This window comes from Pseudomonas sp. LRF_L74, assembly GCF_965644255.1.
Classification (GTDB): domain Bacteria; phylum Pseudomonadota; class Gammaproteobacteria; order Pseudomonadales; family Pseudomonadaceae; genus Aquipseudomonas.
The window spans coordinates 88,635-105,568 of the sequence record NZ_CBFFRH010000004.1; the positions used below are offsets into that span (position 1 = coordinate 88,635).

Annotated in this window: 15 protein-coding genes; 4 read left to right on the forward strand and 11 right to left on the reverse strand. The window is 62.8% G+C overall.

Going from position 1 to position 16,934, the window contains the following annotated elements:
- Nucleotides 1-6: 6 nt before the first annotated feature.
- Both ACSZPK_RS11845 and ACSZPK_RS11850 read right to left on the reverse strand, forming a co-directional pair.
- Complete coding sequence (locus tag ACSZPK_RS11845) at nt 7-1,428, reverse strand: aldehyde dehydrogenase family protein (protein ID WP_437881660.1); 1,422 nt, start codon at nt 1,426-1,428, stop codon at nt 7-9.
- A gap of 72 nt (nt 1,429-1,500) precedes the next feature.
- On the reverse strand, nt 1,501-2,952 hold the full coding sequence (locus tag ACSZPK_RS11850; RefSeq protein WP_437881661.1) for an APC family permease: 1,452 nt from the start codon (nt 2,950-2,952) through the stop codon (nt 1,501-1,503).
- Between the two features lie 431 nt (nt 2,953-3,383).
- Between ACSZPK_RS11850 and ACSZPK_RS11855 the strand changes: the two genes are divergently transcribed.
- Together ACSZPK_RS11855 and ACSZPK_RS11860 are read left to right on the forward strand one after the other, a co-directional pair.
- A complete protein-coding gene (locus tag ACSZPK_RS11855; RefSeq protein ID WP_437881662.1) occupies nt 3,384-3,647 on the forward strand; it encodes a hypothetical protein in 264 nt (87 codons plus the stop codon).
- Between the two features lie 15 nt (nt 3,648-3,662).
- On the forward strand, nt 3,663-4,715 hold the full coding sequence (locus ACSZPK_RS11860) for an extracellular solute-binding protein (RefSeq protein WP_437881663.1): 1,053 nt from the start codon (nt 3,663-3,665) through the stop codon (nt 4,713-4,715).
- An 88-nt stretch (nt 4,716-4,803) separates the two neighbouring features.
- Here ACSZPK_RS11860 and ACSZPK_RS11865 read toward each other — a convergent pair whose 3' ends face one another.
- The 5 genes from ACSZPK_RS11865 to ACSZPK_RS11885 form a co-directional block, all read right to left on the reverse strand.
- A complete protein-coding gene (locus ACSZPK_RS11865; protein WP_437881664.1) occupies nt 4,804-5,856 on the reverse strand; it encodes a type II asparaginase in 1,053 nt (350 codons plus the stop codon).
- An 84-nt stretch (nt 5,857-5,940) separates the two neighbouring features.
- Nucleotides 5,941-6,438, reverse strand: coding sequence for a prolyl-tRNA synthetase associated domain-containing protein (locus tag ACSZPK_RS11870; protein WP_437881665.1), 498 nt, complete (start codon nt 6,436-6,438; stop codon nt 5,941-5,943).
- A gap of 70 nt (nt 6,439-6,508) precedes the next feature.
- On the reverse strand, nt 6,509-7,921 hold the full coding sequence (locus tag ACSZPK_RS11875) for an aspartate ammonia-lyase (RefSeq protein ID WP_437881666.1): 1,413 nt from the start codon (nt 7,919-7,921) through the stop codon (nt 6,509-6,511).
- Nucleotides 7,908-8,897: a LysR family transcriptional regulator gene (locus ACSZPK_RS11880; protein WP_437881667.1), complete on the reverse strand. Its 990-nt coding sequence runs from the start codon at nt 8,895-8,897 to the stop codon at nt 7,908-7,910. Before ACSZPK_RS11880 ends, ACSZPK_RS11875 begins: the two co-directional genes overlap by 14 nt.
- A gap of 52 nt (nt 8,898-8,949) precedes the next feature.
- Nucleotides 8,950-10,299, reverse strand: coding sequence for an MFS transporter (locus ACSZPK_RS11885; protein ID WP_437881668.1), 1,350 nt, complete (start codon nt 10,297-10,299; stop codon nt 8,950-8,952).
- A gap of 276 nt (nt 10,300-10,575) precedes the next feature.
- On the opposite strand from ACSZPK_RS11885, the gene ACSZPK_RS11890 reads away from it, so the two are divergent.
- Nucleotides 10,576-11,469, forward strand: a complete 894-nt coding sequence (locus ACSZPK_RS11890; RefSeq protein ID WP_437881669.1) for a LysR substrate-binding domain-containing protein — start codon at nt 10,576-10,578, stop codon at nt 11,467-11,469.
- 531 nt (nt 11,470-12,000) lie between these two features.
- Here ACSZPK_RS11890 and ACSZPK_RS11895 read toward each other — a convergent pair.
- The 4 genes from ACSZPK_RS11895 to choX form a co-directional block, all read right to left on the reverse strand.
- Nucleotides 12,001-12,465, reverse strand: a complete 465-nt coding sequence (locus tag ACSZPK_RS11895; protein WP_437881670.1) for a thioesterase family protein — start codon at nt 12,463-12,465, stop codon at nt 12,001-12,003.
- A gap of 2 nt (nt 12,466-12,467) precedes the next feature.
- The gene (locus tag ACSZPK_RS11900; protein ID WP_437881671.1) at nt 12,468-13,433 is read right to left on the reverse strand and encodes an L-carnitine dehydrogenase; all 966 of its coding nucleotides are present in this window, start codon (nt 13,431-13,433) and stop codon (nt 12,468-12,470) included.
- 271 nt (nt 13,434-13,704) lie between these two features.
- Nucleotides 13,705-14,589 carry a 3-keto-5-aminohexanoate cleavage protein gene (locus tag ACSZPK_RS11905; protein ID WP_437881672.1) on the reverse strand — a complete coding sequence of 295 codons (885 nt, stop codon included), beginning with the start codon at nt 14,587-14,589 and terminating at the stop codon, nt 13,705-13,707.
- Between the two features lie 34 nt (nt 14,590-14,623).
- Nucleotides 14,624-15,562, reverse strand: coding sequence for a choline ABC transporter substrate-binding protein (choX, locus tag ACSZPK_RS11910; protein ID WP_437881673.1), 939 nt, complete (start codon nt 15,560-15,562; stop codon nt 14,624-14,626).
- Nucleotides 15,563-15,751: 189 nt separating this feature from the next.
- Between choX and ACSZPK_RS11915 the strand changes: the two genes are divergently transcribed.
- On the forward strand, nt 15,752-16,699 hold the full coding sequence (locus ACSZPK_RS11915) for a GlxA family transcriptional regulator (protein WP_437882004.1): 948 nt from the start codon (nt 15,752-15,754) through the stop codon (nt 16,697-16,699).
- Nucleotides 16,700-16,934 lie beyond the last annotated feature (235 nt).

Below are 16,934 nucleotides of genomic sequence, written 5' to 3' on the forward strand. Positions count from 1 at the left end.
GGCTCCTCAAACGGCTTGATGCTTGCGCACGTAAAGCAACTGCTGGCCAGTAAATTCCAGCAGCCCCTCCAGGCCGAACTCGACACCGAACCCGGACATCTTGCTGCCACCGAACGGGGTATGCGGATGGATCTGGGCATGGCAGTTGACCCAGGCCACACCGCTCTCCAGACGGCTGGCCAGCGCTTCGGCAGCAACGACATCGCTGCCCCACACCGAGCCACCGAGCGCCATATCGCTGTCGTTGGCACGACGCAGCACATCCTCGACATCGCGGTAGGCGATCACCGGCAACACCGGACCGAACTGTTCTTCATCCACCAGCCGATGACCATCGCTCACCCCCGTGACGATGGTCGGCGGGAAGAAGTAGCCCGGCCGTTCCAGGCGCTCACCGCCACACACCACGCGACCGCCGTTGACGCAAGCATCGGCCACCAACTCGGCGACCAGCTCCAGTTGTTCGATGTTCTGCACCGGCCCGAACGTGACGTCCGCCTGCAAGCCATCGCCGACCACCTGACGTCGGGCGATAACCGCCAGCGCCTCGGCGAATGCTGCGGCCTGGGACTCGTGCACATACAGGCGCTTGAGCGCGGCACAGGTCTGGCCCATGTTGAGGAAGGCAGCCTGAAAGATATCCTCGACCACCGCCTCGACCGACGTCCCTGGCAGAACGATGGCCGCGTCGTTGCCGCCCAGCTCGAGGGTCAGGCGTTTCAGGTTACCGGCGGCGGCCTGCATGACCCGCTGGCCGGTCGCCGTGGAACCGGTGAAGACGATCTTGTGGATGCCGGTGTGACTGGAAATCGCGCTGCCGAAGCCACGCTCGCCAGTGATCACGTTGATGACGCCCTTGGGCACGTGCCGGGCGATGATCTCGACCAGGCGGATCGTGCTCAGCGGCGTGAGGCTGGAAGGCTTGCTGATCACGCAGTTACCCGCGCGCAGGGCCGGCATGATGTGCCAGATGGCAATCATGAATGGCCAGTTCCAGGGCGTGATCGAAGCCACCACACCGAGCGGTTTGTAGTGCAGCTCGACACGCTGGCTGGCGTTTTCCTCGATCACTTGCACGGGGATTTCCTGCTCGGCGGCATAACGTGTCCAGGCCACACCGCCCATCACTTCACCCATGGCCAGAGACAAGGGCTTGCCCTGCTCGGCGACGATCAGTCGAGCCAACGCTTCTGCCTCGCCCTCGATATCGCTGGCGATACGGCGCAGGCATTCACTGCGCTCGGCATGGCTGCTGTACCGCCACAGGGAGAATGCCCGCTGCGCCGCCTGCACGGCCTGATCCAGTTGAGCCAGGGAACCGGCCGTGCATTGGGCGAAAGCCTCGCCGGTGGCCGGGTTGACCACATCAAAGTGCCCGTCTTCACCTGCTACACGTGCACCATCGATAAGCATTGGATAGTCGTTCATCGGAGAAACCTTTCATTGCGCCGCCGGCAGATAGCCCTGCTCGGCGGTCAAGTCATTGGGAAATAGCGAGGCTCAGAGCTTGTGGCTGCCAAGCGCCTCGAAGCACGCCGGCGAACGGCGACGCAGGCGCAGCGCCAGCAGAATGCCGCCAACCAGCGCGGCGGGAATCACCGCACAAAGGCCATAGGACAAGGCCTTGCTGGAGCCGGTAAGCACCTCGAAATGCAGCACCGCGATAACCAGCACCACACTCAGAACCAGACAGGAGAATCCAGGCAGGACCAGACTGCGCAGGATGCCGAGGTTCAGTTGCGGGTTGCGCCGGAAGTACATCAGCACGGCAGCCGAGGTCATCGCCATCAGCAGAATCAGGCACAACGTGGCCAGGCTGGAAAACCAGGAAAACAGTTGCAGGATCGGATCGGCATCCATGGCCGCGAAAATCAGCACCACGACCGCCGCGATCAGGCTTTGCAGCGCCGACCCCATGTGCGGGCTCTGGTGGATACGGTGCGTCGCCCCCAGCGCACGGGGCAGCAGCCCATCACGACCTATCGCATAGAAATAGCGCGCAGCGGAATTGTGGAAAGCCAGCAGACCGGCGTAGATGCTCACCATGAACAGGATGCGGATCATCTGGGTCAGCTCACCGCCCACATAATGATCGGAGAGCCCGTAAATGAACGTGGTCGGATCATCCAGCGACTGCAGGGTCGGCACGATCTTGTCGGCGCCCACGCCCACCACCATCGACCAGATCGACAACGCATAGAAGCACCCGATCAACAGCACCGAGACGTAGGTCGCGATAGGAATCGCCCGCCGCGGATTCTTCGCTTCCTCGCCGTAGATGGTGGTGGCCTCGAAACCAATGAAGGCCGCGAAGCAGAACAGCAGCCCGATCGACGGCGTACCGCTGAACACATGCTCCGCCTTGAAGGCATCGAAGTTCACGCCGTTATCACCACCGCTGCGCAGGATCGCGACGTCCAGCACCAGGATCGCCAGATACTCGGCCACCACGATCAGCGACAACACCCGCGCCGACAGATCGATATTGCGATAGCCCAGCACGGCGATACTGGCCATCGCCATCAGCGAATACGCCCACCAGGGCAATTCCAGGCCAAAGACACTCGCCATGGTGCCCGACACGACACCGCCGAACATGCCATACAGACCGACCTGCAGAATGTTGTAGGCGAACATCGCCAGCACCCCGGCAGCGCCCCCCGCCAGGCCACCGAGGCCACGCGAGGAAAAGGCGTAGAAACCACCGGCATTGGTGACATGGCGCGCCATGGTGGTATAGCCGACCGAAAAGGCCAGCAACACCAGCAGCGCCAGCAGCAACAGCGCCGGCGTGCCCGCCCCGTTACCGAGCATGATGCCGATGGGGAAACCACCAGCCAGCACACTCAGCGGGCTGGCCGCCGACACGACGAAGAAGATGATGAAACCGACGCCAAGGGCGCCACGCCGCAGCTCTGTCGAGCCGGCGGCCGGGGTGACGGATACGCTCATTATTTTGACCTTGTTCTATGAGGCAGTCGTTGTTGTAAGGGCCGTACAGCGCGGCATATCGCCGCCTGGCCGGCCAAAAATCTGTTGTTATGGGCTCACTGGCCAAATCGATCCTAGGCCTATCGGCGATGGGGCGTTATCCCAAATCGGCAGCAAAGAAATGCACGCTCCAACTTGGGTCACGCCACGGTCACCCCTTACCGAAGCCTGCCGATTCGGGATAACGCTGGGTGCTCTCCGGCCCTAGCGATCGTTATCGCCCCTGCGGTCACAGGCGCTATCGCCCATACACAAGCGCCATAACAAGAAACCCCGCTGATACGAGGCTCCACGCCAATGCTCATCTCCCGCATTGCTGAACACCCCTGCGCGTACGCTGCCTCGCGGTGCACGAGCGAGCGCCAGTGCGATCACGTCGAGAGACACCATCCATGACTGTCAGAGCGATCAGCATTCAATGGCGTATCAGCCTGCTCAGCGGCTTGTGCCTGTTGGCGGTGGTGGCGAGCCTGCTCGGCACGATGCTTTACCAGACCTATCGCAACGCCCAGCTACAGAAACGCGAAAGCATCCGCATGCTCGACGAAGCAGCCCAAGCCAGGCTTCGGCAATTGCAGGAGTCTGCACGACTGGGCCTCTCACTGAACGACCTGGCCAGTCACCAGCACGGCCTGGTCAAGCATTTCCGTACCTGACCGAGGCAATCAGCCATGAAGATTCTGCTTGCCCTCCTCGCTCTGTTCGCCTGCGCTAGCGCACAAGCCGAACAGCTGCTGCGCTTTTACAGCTGGAAGGATTATTTCGATCCCCAGGTACTGGAAGACTTCCAGAAAACCACGGGCATTCGGGTCGAATATCACCCCTTCACCACCTCGGACGAATTGTTCAAGGCGCTGGAAAATGGCGAGGCCTACGATGTCATCGTGCCCAGCCACTTCATGCTTGGGCAGTTATTGAAGGAGCATCGCCTGCTGCCACTCGACAGCAGTCGTCTGCCGCACTATCAGGAACTCGATCCCTGGTTGCTCTCCATGCTGGCTGGTCTACCCGGTGCCAACCCGCACAGCATCCCCTATCTGTGGGGCTCCATCGGCATGGTCATCAACGATGCCAAGGCCCAAGCAACCTACGGCTCGCCACTGCCCAACAGCTGGAGCCTGCTATTCGATGACAGGCAGGCTGCGCGCGTGGAGAGCTGTGGCCTGGGCCTGATCGACGCACCTGAAGAAGTCACTTCGTTGCTGCTCAACTTCCAGGGACGGCGCATTGCCGGAAGCCGCCAGATCGACCGTGCCCTGCAACCGCTGGCGACCTTGATGCCACGCCTGCGCGCCCTGGATAACTGGGAATATGTCGACGCCGTTGCCCAAGGCCGCCTATGCCTGGCCATGGCCTGGAGCGGGCATGCCCTGCGTGCCATGCAGAGCAATCCCGCCTTGAGCTATCGGATTCCGGATGAAGGGGCCGCGCTGTACATCGATACCCTCGCGATCCCAGCCAATGCACCGCACCCGGACCTCGCCTACCGCTTCATCGACTACCTGATCGCACCAGACAACGCGATTCGCAATGCGCGGGCGACGCAGTTCTACGCGCCGCTTCCGAGCCAGTCTCCCGCCATGAAAGCCTTCACGGCGGACAATCCAGAGCATGTGCTGACCATCGAGCAACGGCGTCGCAGTTACCTGCTGGAAAGCCTCGGCAACGAGCAGAAAAAAGCGATCGTTCAGGCGTGGAAAACACTCAAGGCAGCACGGCCATGACTCATCCAGCACAAGCATGTGAGCCGTAAGATTCCATCCTTCCGACCTTGCCGAACGCCAACCTGAGCCAGATTGGCGCATGGATCGATCAATAGGCGTGGAACATTGCCTGAATCTTCGCCGGATCCTGGGTCACGGTCAGCGCCAACATCAGCAGAATGCGCGCCTTCTGCGGGTTGAGGTTATCCCCCAGCAAACCCAGATAGGCCTCGTCCTCGGGCACATGACCGCTGCCGGTACGCGACGAGCGCACCACCACTACGCCCTTGTCCATCGCCGCCTTGATCGCCGGCAGGACGAAACGCGACTCGCTGCCAGCGCCCACGCCAGCTACCACGATACCCTTGGCCTGGTTGGCCACAGCGGCGTCATACAGATAACCGCTGTCGTTCTGGTAGCCGTAGAGGATGTCCACTTTCGGCAGCGCGCTGAGCGTGGCCACATCGAACGGCGTATCAACGGTGTGCTTTTTGTCGATGCGGGTTTCGAAGTGCGGCACCTGATTGACCAGAGTACCCAGATAACCGCTACCCAACGATTTGAAAGTGTCCACCGAGTTGGCGTCTGTCTTGGTCGTGTCACGTGCGGAGCCGATACGATCGTTGAGCACGATCATCACCCCACGCCCACGCGCGTCCTTGTCGGCGGCGACGGTCACGGCCTGGAGAATGTTGCTCGGGCCATCGGCACTGATCGCGGTGGCTGGCCGCATCGAGCCGGTGATGACCACGGGCTTGTCGCTCTTCACCACCAGGTTGAGGAAATAAGCGGTTTCTTCCAGCGTGTCCGTGCCATGGGTGATGACCACACCGGAAATGTCGTCACGGGCCAGCAGTTCGTTGACGCGCTTGGCCAGCTTCAACAGGATTTCGTTGTCCATGTTGTCGCTGCCGACATTGGCCACCTGTTCGGCAGACACCTTGGCCACCTTGTCGAGTGAAGGCACGGACTTGAGCAGCGCATCGGCCGTCAGCACGCCGGGTTTGTAGCCGGTGGTCTGCGTGTCCTGGGCAGCGGTCCCGGCGATGGTGCCGCCGGTAGCCAGTACGGCGACCTGGGGAAGCGACGATTGGGCCATGGCATTGGATACCGCCGTGACAGTGAGCGCGATAGCAAAAACTCCGGACTTGAAGATGTTCATTGTTCCACTCCAAACATGAGTAGCAGGCAAAGGGCGGCCCGCGCCCCTGTCAGCCGACAGGAACGGGCGTTGGTTTTTATTGCTTTAAGAACGTGCTGCGATGGCGACCCAGCGAGCGTGGTGCTGAATTCCAATCAAAAACCGCTGCAATGCAGCGCTGGAAAGCTGCACGGAAATCCCGTTATCCAGCGGATGCAACACATAGTGGGACGCCGTGCCGAGATCCTCATCGAGGATCAGTTCGACCTGGCGTTCCGTGTCGTTGACCAGGGCCAGTGGGCTCAATGCTCCGGGTCGCACACCGAGCAACACGAACAGCCGCTCCGGCGACGCGAGCGAAAGGCGACCACTGCCCAATGCCTGACTCAACCGGGAAAGGTCCACGGACTTTTCGGCGGTGGTCATCAGCAGGTAGTGCTTGCCCTTGCGATCGCGCAGCAGGAGGTTCTTGCAACGCATGCCATCGAGGGACAGTTCCAAGGCATCGGAATCCGCCATGGTGAAGATCGGCTGGTGGTGCTCGACCTCGTGCTCGATGCCGAGCGATAGCAACTCATCGAGCAGACCTGCACTGTTGATCATCGGAACGTTCCCCTTCTGACAGCGACCGAAGCGGCCGGGCTCGCAGCCCAGCCACACGGATCACAGGATTTCAGCTTTCGAAAACCGGCCGCGAAGCCTTCTCGATAGCAGCCATGGCCTCGGTCTGCGAGAGAATGCCCGACTCTTCCATGATCGCCAGCAATGAACGGCCCTCGTTCACCGACTGACGCGCCAGCTTGCTCACGCTCGCATAACCCAGAGTCGGCACCAGCGCCGTGGCGACAGCCATGGAGTTGACCAGGTGCGCTTCGTTGCGGGCGACGTCGGCGCTGATGCCGGCGATGCACTTCTCGCGGAAACGGCGGATGCCATTGGTCAGCAGCGCGATGCTGTCGAAAATCCGCGACGCCACCACCGGCTCGAAGTGGTTGATCTCCAGCTCGCCGTACTGCACGGCCTGGGCCACCGCCACGTCGTTACCGATCACCGCGAAGCTCAACTGGATCATCGCCATCGGCAGCACCGGGTTGACCTTGCCGGGCATGATCGACGAGCCGGCCTGGGCCTCTGGCAGCTTCAATTCGCCGATGCCTCCGACCGGACCGGAGGATAGTACGGTCAGGTCAGAGGCAATCTTCGCCAGGGATGCCGAGCAGGTGCGCAGCTCGCCCGAGACGCGTGAGAACACGTCCATGTTCTGCATCGCATCGAAAGGATTCGACGGCGCCTGGTAAGCCACGCCGGTGATCTCGCCCAGGTGCCGGTACACCGCATCGCGATAAGCCGCCGGCGCGCCGAAACCGGTGCCGATGGCGGTGCCACCGAGCGGCAGTGTGTGCAGCTTGCCGCGCACCGCACCCAGTTCCTCGGCCAAGCGATGGGTCAGCGAGGCATAGCCGGAAAACAGCTGGCCAAGGCGCATCGGTTGCGCGTCTTGCAGACAGGTGCGGCCCAGGTGCAAGACATCGGCGAACTGCTCGGCCTTCTGGTCGAATTGCGCCGCCAGCTTCTGCACTTCGTCGATCAACGGCGCCAGCATGGCGTGGGTAGCGATCTTCAGCGCGGCCGGGTAGACATCGTTGGTCGACTGCGAGCCGTTCACATGGTCGTTGGGATGCACCACGTCGTAGCTGCCAGCCGCATGACCGAGCACCTGTTGCGCACGGTTGGCGATGACCTCGTTGAAGTTCATGTTGGTCGAGGTGCCGCCGGAGCCCTCCAGCAGATCGACGATCAGCGAGTCGTCGCATTGCCCGTCGATGACATCCTTGCAGGCCTGCACGATGGCCGCGCAGCGTTCGGCATCGAGCACGCCACTGTCGAGGTTGGCGAGTGCCGCCGCCTGCTTGCATTGGGCAAAGGCATCGCGGAATTCGGCGTAGTGGGCGACGGTCAGCGGCGACACGCTGAGGTTGTCGAAGCCGCGTACCGAGTTGACGCCATAGAGCTTGTCGGCAGGAATCAGCACATCACCGACATAATCGTGTTCCTGCCGGGTTTCTTTGCGCTCAAAAGTATTCAAGGGAACGTCCTTCATCTGTATTTATCAATGTCTCCACGCCCTGGCCCAAGGCCTGCAGCCTCGGCAGAAAGGCATGGATGACAACCTCACGCGCCGTTTCGCAGGCATCCGCGAAAAAGGCGCTGTATTCGTCCCGACGGGCCACCAGGTACAGCGAGCGTTCCAGGCCCAGCTCCGGGGTCAGGTGCACGTTGACCTGGTCGGCCCAGGTCGAGGCCTGGAGCAAACACATCGGGCTGGTGACGGCCCAGCCAATGCCCTCGGCGACCATCGAGGTCAGGGCGTCGGCGTTGTCCAGCTCCAGCCGGTTGGGCACGCGGATGTTCAGGCTGCGCAGGTGACGCTCGATCTGCAGGCCGACCTGAGAGCCGCGATTGAAACGCACCACCGGCAGCACGTTAGCCAGCGCCCGAACGTCGTCGATGCTGGCGATTTCGCTGCGCGAATCCTTCGGCGTGATGACGAAGTACCTCTCCGAGAACAGCCGATAACGGATCACGTCGTTGGCATCCATCAACGGGTCGCTCGTGACGATCAGGTCCAGATCGCGCCGCAACAGTGACTCGCCCTGCTGCGGACTCAGGCCGGTGCGAATCGACAGCTGCGCGACCTTGTCCAGCAATCGCTTGGTGAACACCGAGCCACAGGTCGCCGCGAACGAATCGACCAGGCCGATACGCAGGTCAGGCTTGACCCCGCGCCCGGCATCCACCACCTGAGCCTTGAGGTGCGACAGCTCTTCGCTCAGCACCGAGCCGCGATTGCGCAGGGCCACACCAAACGGGGTCAACGCCATGGGCCGCGTGGAGCGGTCGACGAGGACCACGCCCAACTCTTCCTCGAGCTGCCTGACCATCTGCGACACGCCGGACTGGGAGATGCCCATGCGCGTGGCCGCACCGGACATGCTGCCCTCCTCGGCCACGGCGATGAACACCTGGACCGCGTACATGTCGATCAATCTGTTGGCTGGCATCGGCTCTGCGCTCGCTATCAGGTCGGAAAGACTTGATTGTCGACCATTCGCATCATTTCGCCTCGGCCGGCGTCAGACGACCTTGCGCTGCGTTATCCGGCGCGACACCCGACAGGTCTTCCTTGCTGGTTTCCGGGGCGAACAGGTGGCAGAACACGCCGCCGAAGATCAGCACGCCGACGCACACGCCGAGGGCGGTCTGGATACCGAGGTTCTGCACCGCGATGGGCAGCAGGAAGGTGGCGAAGGCCGAGCCGAAGCGGCTCGATGCCACTGCCATGCCGATACCGGAGGCCCGCAGATGAGTGGGAAACAGTTCGGGCGGATAGACGAACTCCAGGTTGACCGCGGCCGCCAGTACGCAGGCGAAGAAACCGAAGGCGAGGATGGTGCCAATCGGCCCGAAGCCCGCATAGGCCAATACCGCCAGGCCCAAGGCGCTGAGGTAGAAGGTGCCGATCAGGAAAGCGCGGCGCGAGATACGGTCGATGATCATCAGGCCCAATAGCGCACCGGCCATCAGCAACACGTTGTAGACCAGGCCGCCAACGAACTTGTCTGCGACATTGAGCGCTTCCAGCACCTTCGGCGAGAAGGTGCCGAGGGCGAAGAACGGAATCACCTGGCAGGTGTAGAACACGCAGCCGACCAGGGTGTTCTTGCGCCAGCGCTTGCTCAGCAGCTCCGCCCATTTGCCGCCTTGCGTGGGCTGCGTGGCCAGCGGCTCCGGCAGGCTGACGTTCGGGCCGAACTTGCTGCGCACGATCGCCAGGGCTTCGCGGGTGCGTCCCCGCGCCATCAGCCAGATCGGCGACTCGGGCACGCCCATGCGCAACGGTAGGATCAGCAGTGCGGGAACGCCACTGAGCGCCAGCATGAGGCGCCAGGCATCCGGGCCGATATCACGCACGGCGAAACCGACCAGATAGGCTGCCACGTAACCGCCCGCCCAGGCGGCCGCGAGAATGCTCAACAGCCGCCCGCGATAACGGCGCGGGGCGAACTCGGTGACCAGCGATTTACTGACCACGTAATCGAAACCCAGCACCAACCCCAGCAACAGGCGCAGTACCAGCAACTGCTCGGGCGAGGTGACGAAGAACTGCGACGCGGAGATGACGGCGAACAACAGCATGTCCCAGGCGAAGATCGTCCTACGCCCGTATTTATCCGCCAACGGACCGGCTACCAGGCTGCCGAGGAACAGCCCGGCCAGCGAAGCCGCTCCCAGCAACCCCATCCACAATGCCGTGAGTTGCAGCGGCCCGGCGGCCATGCTGACGGCGATACCGATGATGCCCAGGACGAATCCATCACTGAACTGTCCTCCCGTACCACTGAATACCGTTCGGATATGAAAGCGGCTCAGCGGGAGGTCTTCGAACGAAACCTGCTTGCTCATTCGTGTCTCCACTTATTTTTCTAGTTGTTGGAACCGGCGCAGAGGCCGGGCACGAAAATGAGTCTATGGCTACATATTCATGAAATCAGCAGGCGGGATTCCTGTATCAGGAATGCTGATAGAGAGCGCCAGATTGACTGATGCTGAGGCGGCGAAGGATGTGCCCGCGTCCCGGAAATCGTTGCCTTGAACAGGCGCGATGAACGATAAAGCTGCGAGCAGGCGAAACCCGGTCCCTGCTGAATCCTGCCCATCTCGCGACTGGCACCACCGACCATGAAATTCGACCTGATCGACCTGCGCCTCTTCCTCAACGTGATCGAAGCGCAAAGCCTGACCCGAGGCGCGCAGCGCAGCCATCTGGCCCTGGCTTCGGCCAGCGTCCGCATCAAGGCGATGGAAGACAGCCTCGGCACGCCCCTGCTCGAACGCCAGCGCCGTGGCGTGCGGCCTACAGCGGCCGGACGGGCCTTGGCGCACCATGCCCAGGCGCTGATGCAGCGGGTCGAGCTGATGGCTGGCGAACTCGGCCAGTACGCCGCCGGCCTGCGTGCCCGGGTGCGTCTGCTGAGCAATACCGCCGCCCTCGCCGAGCACTTGCCGGACCTGCTCGGCGATTTCCTCCTGGCTCACCCGCAGATCGACCTGGATATCGCCGAGCGCCCCAGCCACCTGATCGTCGAGGCCCTGGCCAAGCGCCAGGCCGAACTCGGCATCCTCGCCGACAGCGCCGGTCTCGACGGCCTGCAATCGCGCCCGTTTCGCAGCGACCGCCTGGTGCTGATCGCGGCAAAGGCCCGGAGTGAGTTTTTCGGTCGAACCAGCGTGTGCTTCGAAGAACTGCTGACTCAGCCCTTCGTCACCCTCGCCGAAGACAATCCGTTGCAGCAGCACATCGAAGGCAAGGCGCTGAAGCTTGGTGCAGCACTGCCTGTACGCATTCGGGTCGCCGGTTTCGACACGGTGTGCAAACTGGTCGCCCGTGACGTGGGTATCGCCGTGATTCCGGAAGCGGCCGTGAAGCGTTTTACCCAACGTCGGCAGTTGCAAGCACTGCGCATCGACGATCCCTGGAGCGTTCGGGCGCTGCATCTGTGCACCCTGCGCTTTGCCGATCTATCCCCACAGGCCCGCCTGCTCGCCGATAGTCTTTGCGCCGTCCCGCATTGATTGATGGCTTAACCATGAGCACCGTCATTCCCGCGAAGGCGGGAACCCAGAAGACCAGCGTTTTTGGGGTTCCCGCCTTCGCGGGAATGACGGTTAACGGTCCCTAACCCATTGAACCTGATCGTTTTTCGAACAGCCCCCGTGATCCCTTGCACTGCCTGGGGCTCAGCAGCGTTCCTACAGGTTATCCACAGGTTGATCCACGGCCTGCGTGGGTAACTCAGCACGGCAGGCAAACCCCATCTACAAGGCACAGATCGAGAAAGTCTCTGACCAAAAGCCTTTGCGCCGTCCCATAGCGATGGCTTAACCATAAACACCGTCATTCCCGCGAAGGCGGGAACCCAGAAGACCAGCGTTTTTGGGGTTCCCGCCTTCGCGGGAATGACGGTAATGTGGTGTTGCAGGAGGTCGGTAACCCATTGAACCTGATCGTTTTTCGAACGGTTCCGGCGATCCCTTGCCCTGCCTGGGACACAGCAGCGTTCCTACAGGTTATCCACAGGTTGGTCCACGGCCTACGTGGGTAACTCAGCGCGGCAAGCCGATCACCCGCCCGCAGTGAACAGGACGGGGCAGCTCGGCATCGCTTGCCGCGAGTCGCTCGATAGTGGCCAGTACATCGGCATGCCAGATCGCCGAACGGCCGCTGGCATGGTCGATGTTCATCAGCATCTGCTCGCTGGCGGCCAGCAACTGCTCACTCCCTTCGCGATACAAGCCATGGTGGATATGCAGGCGCTTGCCATCATGGGCGAGCAGTTGCGTACGCACCTCGACGTGCTCGCCGCGCTTCACCTCGGACAGATAGTTCAGGTGCACCTCCAGGGTGTACAGCGTGTGCCCGGTGCGCGCACGCCCCGCCTCGTCGAGGCCGATATGGTCCATCAACGCGTCGGTGGCGTAACTGAAGATCAGCAGGTAATGGGCATCGCGCAGGTGACCGTTGTAATCGGTCCACTCGTTCAACACCGGCGTGCGGTAGAAGCTGTGCATGCTCAGTCCTCGAAGGCGAAGCCGTGGGCGGCCTTGGTCTGGCGGATCGCGCCGAGCACCGCCAGCAGGCAGTCATCGCGGTAGCGCTCCAGCTCGGCGAGGCTGCGCTCGCCCTGCTGTACCGAAGTGCCGGCAACCACCTCATCGATCAGGCGCTCGGTCAGTTCCGGCGCTTGCAGGTAGGTCCAGGGCAGCTTCAACGCCGGGCCGAACTGGGCCATGAAGTGGCGCATGCCCGCGTTGCCACCGGCCAGGGTGTAGGTGAGGAAGGTGCCCATGAACGACCAACGCAGGCCGGCGCCGAAGCGGATCGCATCGTCGATCTCGCCCGTCGTCGCCACGCCGTCGTTGACCAGGTGCAGCGCCTCGCGCCAGAGCGCCTCGAGCAGGCGATCGGCGATGAAGCCGGGGACTTCCTTGCGCACATGCAACGGGCGCATGCCCAGTGCGCTGTAGATGGCGATGGCGGCTTGCACCGCCTCGACCGAGGTCTTCTCGCCACCGACCACTTCCACCAGCGGCAACAGGTACACCGGGTTGAACGGATGGCCGACCAGGCACCGCTCGGGGTGCTGCGCCTCGGCGTAGAACTCGCTAGGCAACAGGCCGGAGGTGCTGGAGCCGATGATTACATCGGGCCGCGCCGCCGCGCTGATCCTGGCATGCAGGTCGAGCTTGAGGTCGAGCCGCTCGGGCGCGCTCTCCTGGATGAAGTCGGCATTGGCCACGCAGTCCTCGACGGTCGCGGAAAAGCGTAGGCGCTCGGGCGAAGCGCCAGGTGCGAGACCCTGCTTTTCCAGCGCGGGCCAGGCATTGGCGATGCGCGCGCGCAACGCGGCTTCGGCGCCGGGCGCCGGGTCCCAGGCGACAACGTCGAGGCCGTGGGCCAGGCCGCGGGCGATCCAGCCGGCGCCGATCACGCCGGTGCCGAGGGCGGCGAAGGTTTTGATTGTGGTGATGAAGGACATTGATGACTCCGGGTGGCAGTAATTGGGGTCTGTTGACGGGGCTCTTTGAGGCAACTGCGGACGTTCGTGCGATGACCGTTCTTACGCGGTGTGTTTAGCCGTCATTCCCGCGAAGGCGGGAACCCAGAAGCACCTTTTATTTGGGCTCCCGCCTTCGCGGGAGTGACGGAAAACAATTCCGAACGTCCGCTCCTGCCTCAAACCAGCCTTTCACGACGAAGCGTCAACAGGCTTTAGCGTTGGTGCAAAGAGACCGGTACGTTCGTCACGTTCAGCGGCGCGTCAGCTTCATCTTTTCGCGCCCCTCGGCCGGGGTGAGGACACGCCCACCGAGGCGCTGGATGATTTCCACGGCGCGCTGCACCAGCGTGCCATTGGTCGCCGGCACGCCCTTGTCCAGCCACAGGTTGTCTTCCAGGCCGACCCGTACATGACCACCCAGCAGCACCGCCTGGGCGAGCATCGGCATCTGCATGCGGCCGATGCCGAAGCCGGCCCAGGTCGCGCCTACCGGCAGGTTGTCGGCCATCGCTTTCATGGTCGTGGTGTCCGCCGGCGCGCCCCATGGGATACCCAGGCAAATCTGGAACAACGGGTCGTCGAGCAGGCCTTCCTTGAGCATCTGCTTGGCGAACCACAGATTGCCGGTGTCGAAGATCTCCAGCTCGGCCTTCACGCCAAGCTCGGTGATGCGCTTGGCGCCCGCACGCAGTTGCGCCGGGGTGGAGACGTAGATGTAGTCGCCGTCGCCGAAGTTGAGCGTGCCGCAATCCAGGGTGCAGATTTCCGGGCGCAGTTCCTCGATGTGCTTGAGCCTTTCCAGCGGGCCGACCAGATCGGTACCCGGGCCGAACTCCAGTGGCTGCTCGCCCTTGCCGATCTCCAGGTCGCCGCCCATGCCGGCGGTGAGGTTGATGATCACGTCGGTGTCGCTGGCGCGGATGCGCTCGACCACTTCGCGGTATAGCGCCACGTCGCGGCTCGGCTTGCCGGTCTGCGGGTCGCGCACATGGCAGTGGGCGACGGTGGCGCCAGCCCTGGCCGCCTCGATGGCGGCGTCGGCGATCTGTTGCGGGGTAACGGGCACGTGCGGGCTGCGCCCCACGGTATCGCCCGCGCCGGTCACGGCGCAGGTCACGATGACGTCGTAGTTCACGATTGAATCCTGTTGCTGGGGATGGAAAACGGGGTTATTTCAGACGCGCCTTGACCATCGTGGCGCCGTCCTGGCCATCGAAGTTGGTGACGCCGGCCAGCCAGGCGTCCAAGGCCTGCGGGTTCTGCTTGAGCCACTTCCTGGCCACATCCCTGGGCTTCTCGCGGTCCATGATCGGCTGCATCCATTGCCCTTCCTGCTCGGTGGTAAAGCTCAGGTTTTCCAGCAGGCGCGCCACGTTGGGGCAGCGCTGGGCGAGTTTGGGGTCGGTGACGTTGGAGACGGTGGCCGAGCCTTCATTGGGGCCGAACACGTTCTCACTGCCGGTGAGGTAGGTCATCTGGATCTGCAGGTTCATCGGGTGCGGTTTCCAGCCGAAGAACACGATGGGTTTCTTCTGCCGCTGGGCCCGGCTGACCGCGGCCAGCATCGCCGCTTCGCTGGACTCGATCAGCTTGAAGCCGCCCAGGCCGAACTGGTTGCTGTCGATCATCTTCTGGATCGCCGCGTTGGCCCCGGAACCGACCTCGATGCCATAGATCTTGCCGTCCAGCTGGTCCTTGAAGCGGGCGATGTCGGCGAAGGTCTTCAGGCCCTGCTCGGCCGCGTAGCTCGGCACTGCGAGGGTCGATACCGCATCCGGCAGGTTCGGTCGATCGGCGACCTTGACCACGCCACGGTCGAGGAACGGCTTGATGTTGTTATCCATCGCCGGGCTCCAGTAACCGAGGAAGAAGTCGATCTGGCCGCGCTCGATGCCGGCGAACACGATCTGCTGCGAGGCGGTGGACTCGCTGACCTCATAACCGAGCTCTTCGAGCAGGGCGGCGGCCATGCCTGAAATCGCCACCACGTCGGTCCAGCCGACGATCCCCATACTCTGCTTCTGACACTGCGCCGGCTCAGCAGCGGCTGCGTTGTAACTGACCATCGCGAACAGGGCACTGGCGGCCCAGATAGACATGCGATTCATGCGATTCTCCCTCGAGGCAATTCGGCGATCTTGGTTTTCGGTGTTATGCGATGCGACGTGCTTGCGAGGTGAACAGTACGCATCGGCCGAACGCCGCTTGCGCACTGTGGCGACCGTCTGTTGAACAGAGACGACCAGTTGGCATGGCTCCTGCTGTATCTCGCCGAGACCATCATTTGGGAAGTCGATATGTGCCGCGATATCTGGTTCCTGTTGCTGCCGCGCTTTTCCATGCTCGGCTTTCTCTCGGCCGTGGAGCCGTTACGCGCGGCCAACCGTTTCCACAGCCACTACCGTTGGCACGTGATGAGCCTGGATGGCGAGGCGGTGCAGGCCAGCAACGGCATGTCGCTGAACGTCGACGGCGCCTTGCGGATGCCCGGCGCCAACGACCTGCTATTCGTGGTCGCGGGGTTCGATCCGCTGGCCGTCTACGATGCCAGGCTGGGCGCCTGGCTGCGCCGCGCGGGCGAGCTGGCGGTCCTCGGCGGCATCGATACCGGCAGCTATGTGTTGGCAGAAGCCGGCCTGCTGGAAGGCCATCGCCTGACCCTGCACTGGGAAGCGATCGGCGCGTTCCAGGAACGTTACCCGTCACTGACGGTGACGCAGGAACTGTTCGAGATCGACCGTCGCCGTATCACCTGCGCGGGCGGCACGGCATCGATCGACATGATGCTCGACCTGATCGGCCGCGAGCACAGCAATGACCTGGCCATCGAGGTGTCCGAGCAGTTCGTGCATGGTCGCATCCGCAGCCGCCAGGATCACCAGCGCCTGCAGATCGGTAGGCGCTTCGGCATCCACAACAAGAAGCTGGTGCAAGTCATCGAGCGCATGGAGCGCCATACGGAAACCTTGTTGAGCCCCCATGAACTGGCCGATGGCGTGGCGATCACCGTGCGCCAGCTGGAACGGCTGTTCCGCCTGCATCTGCATGAAACGCCGTCGACCTTCTACCTCGGCCTGCGTCTGGACAAGGCACGCCAGTTGCTGCGCCATTCGGACCTCAGTGTGCTGGAGGTCAGCCTGGCCTGTGGCTTCGAATCGGCCTCTTATTTCTCTCGCTGCTACCGCAGCCGTTTCGCGGTCTCCCCAAGCAGCGACCGGAACGAGGCCTTCTCCATCAGCGACTGATCAGCAAACGACCAGCAGGCTCCAGCCCTTGGCTGACGTAGGCTGGCGCTGCCACCCCACATCTTATCCACAGCTTGGCACACAGCATCTGTGGGCAAAGGAAGGGCCCAACACCTTGAAAATACTGGTTTTTTGATCAGCTTGCGAAAAGCCGCGCGATGCGGTTGTCCCCAGGCGAAAGACATCTGGTCGTTCCTCGCTCTGGGTGGGAATACCGCTTGCGACGCTCTGTAGT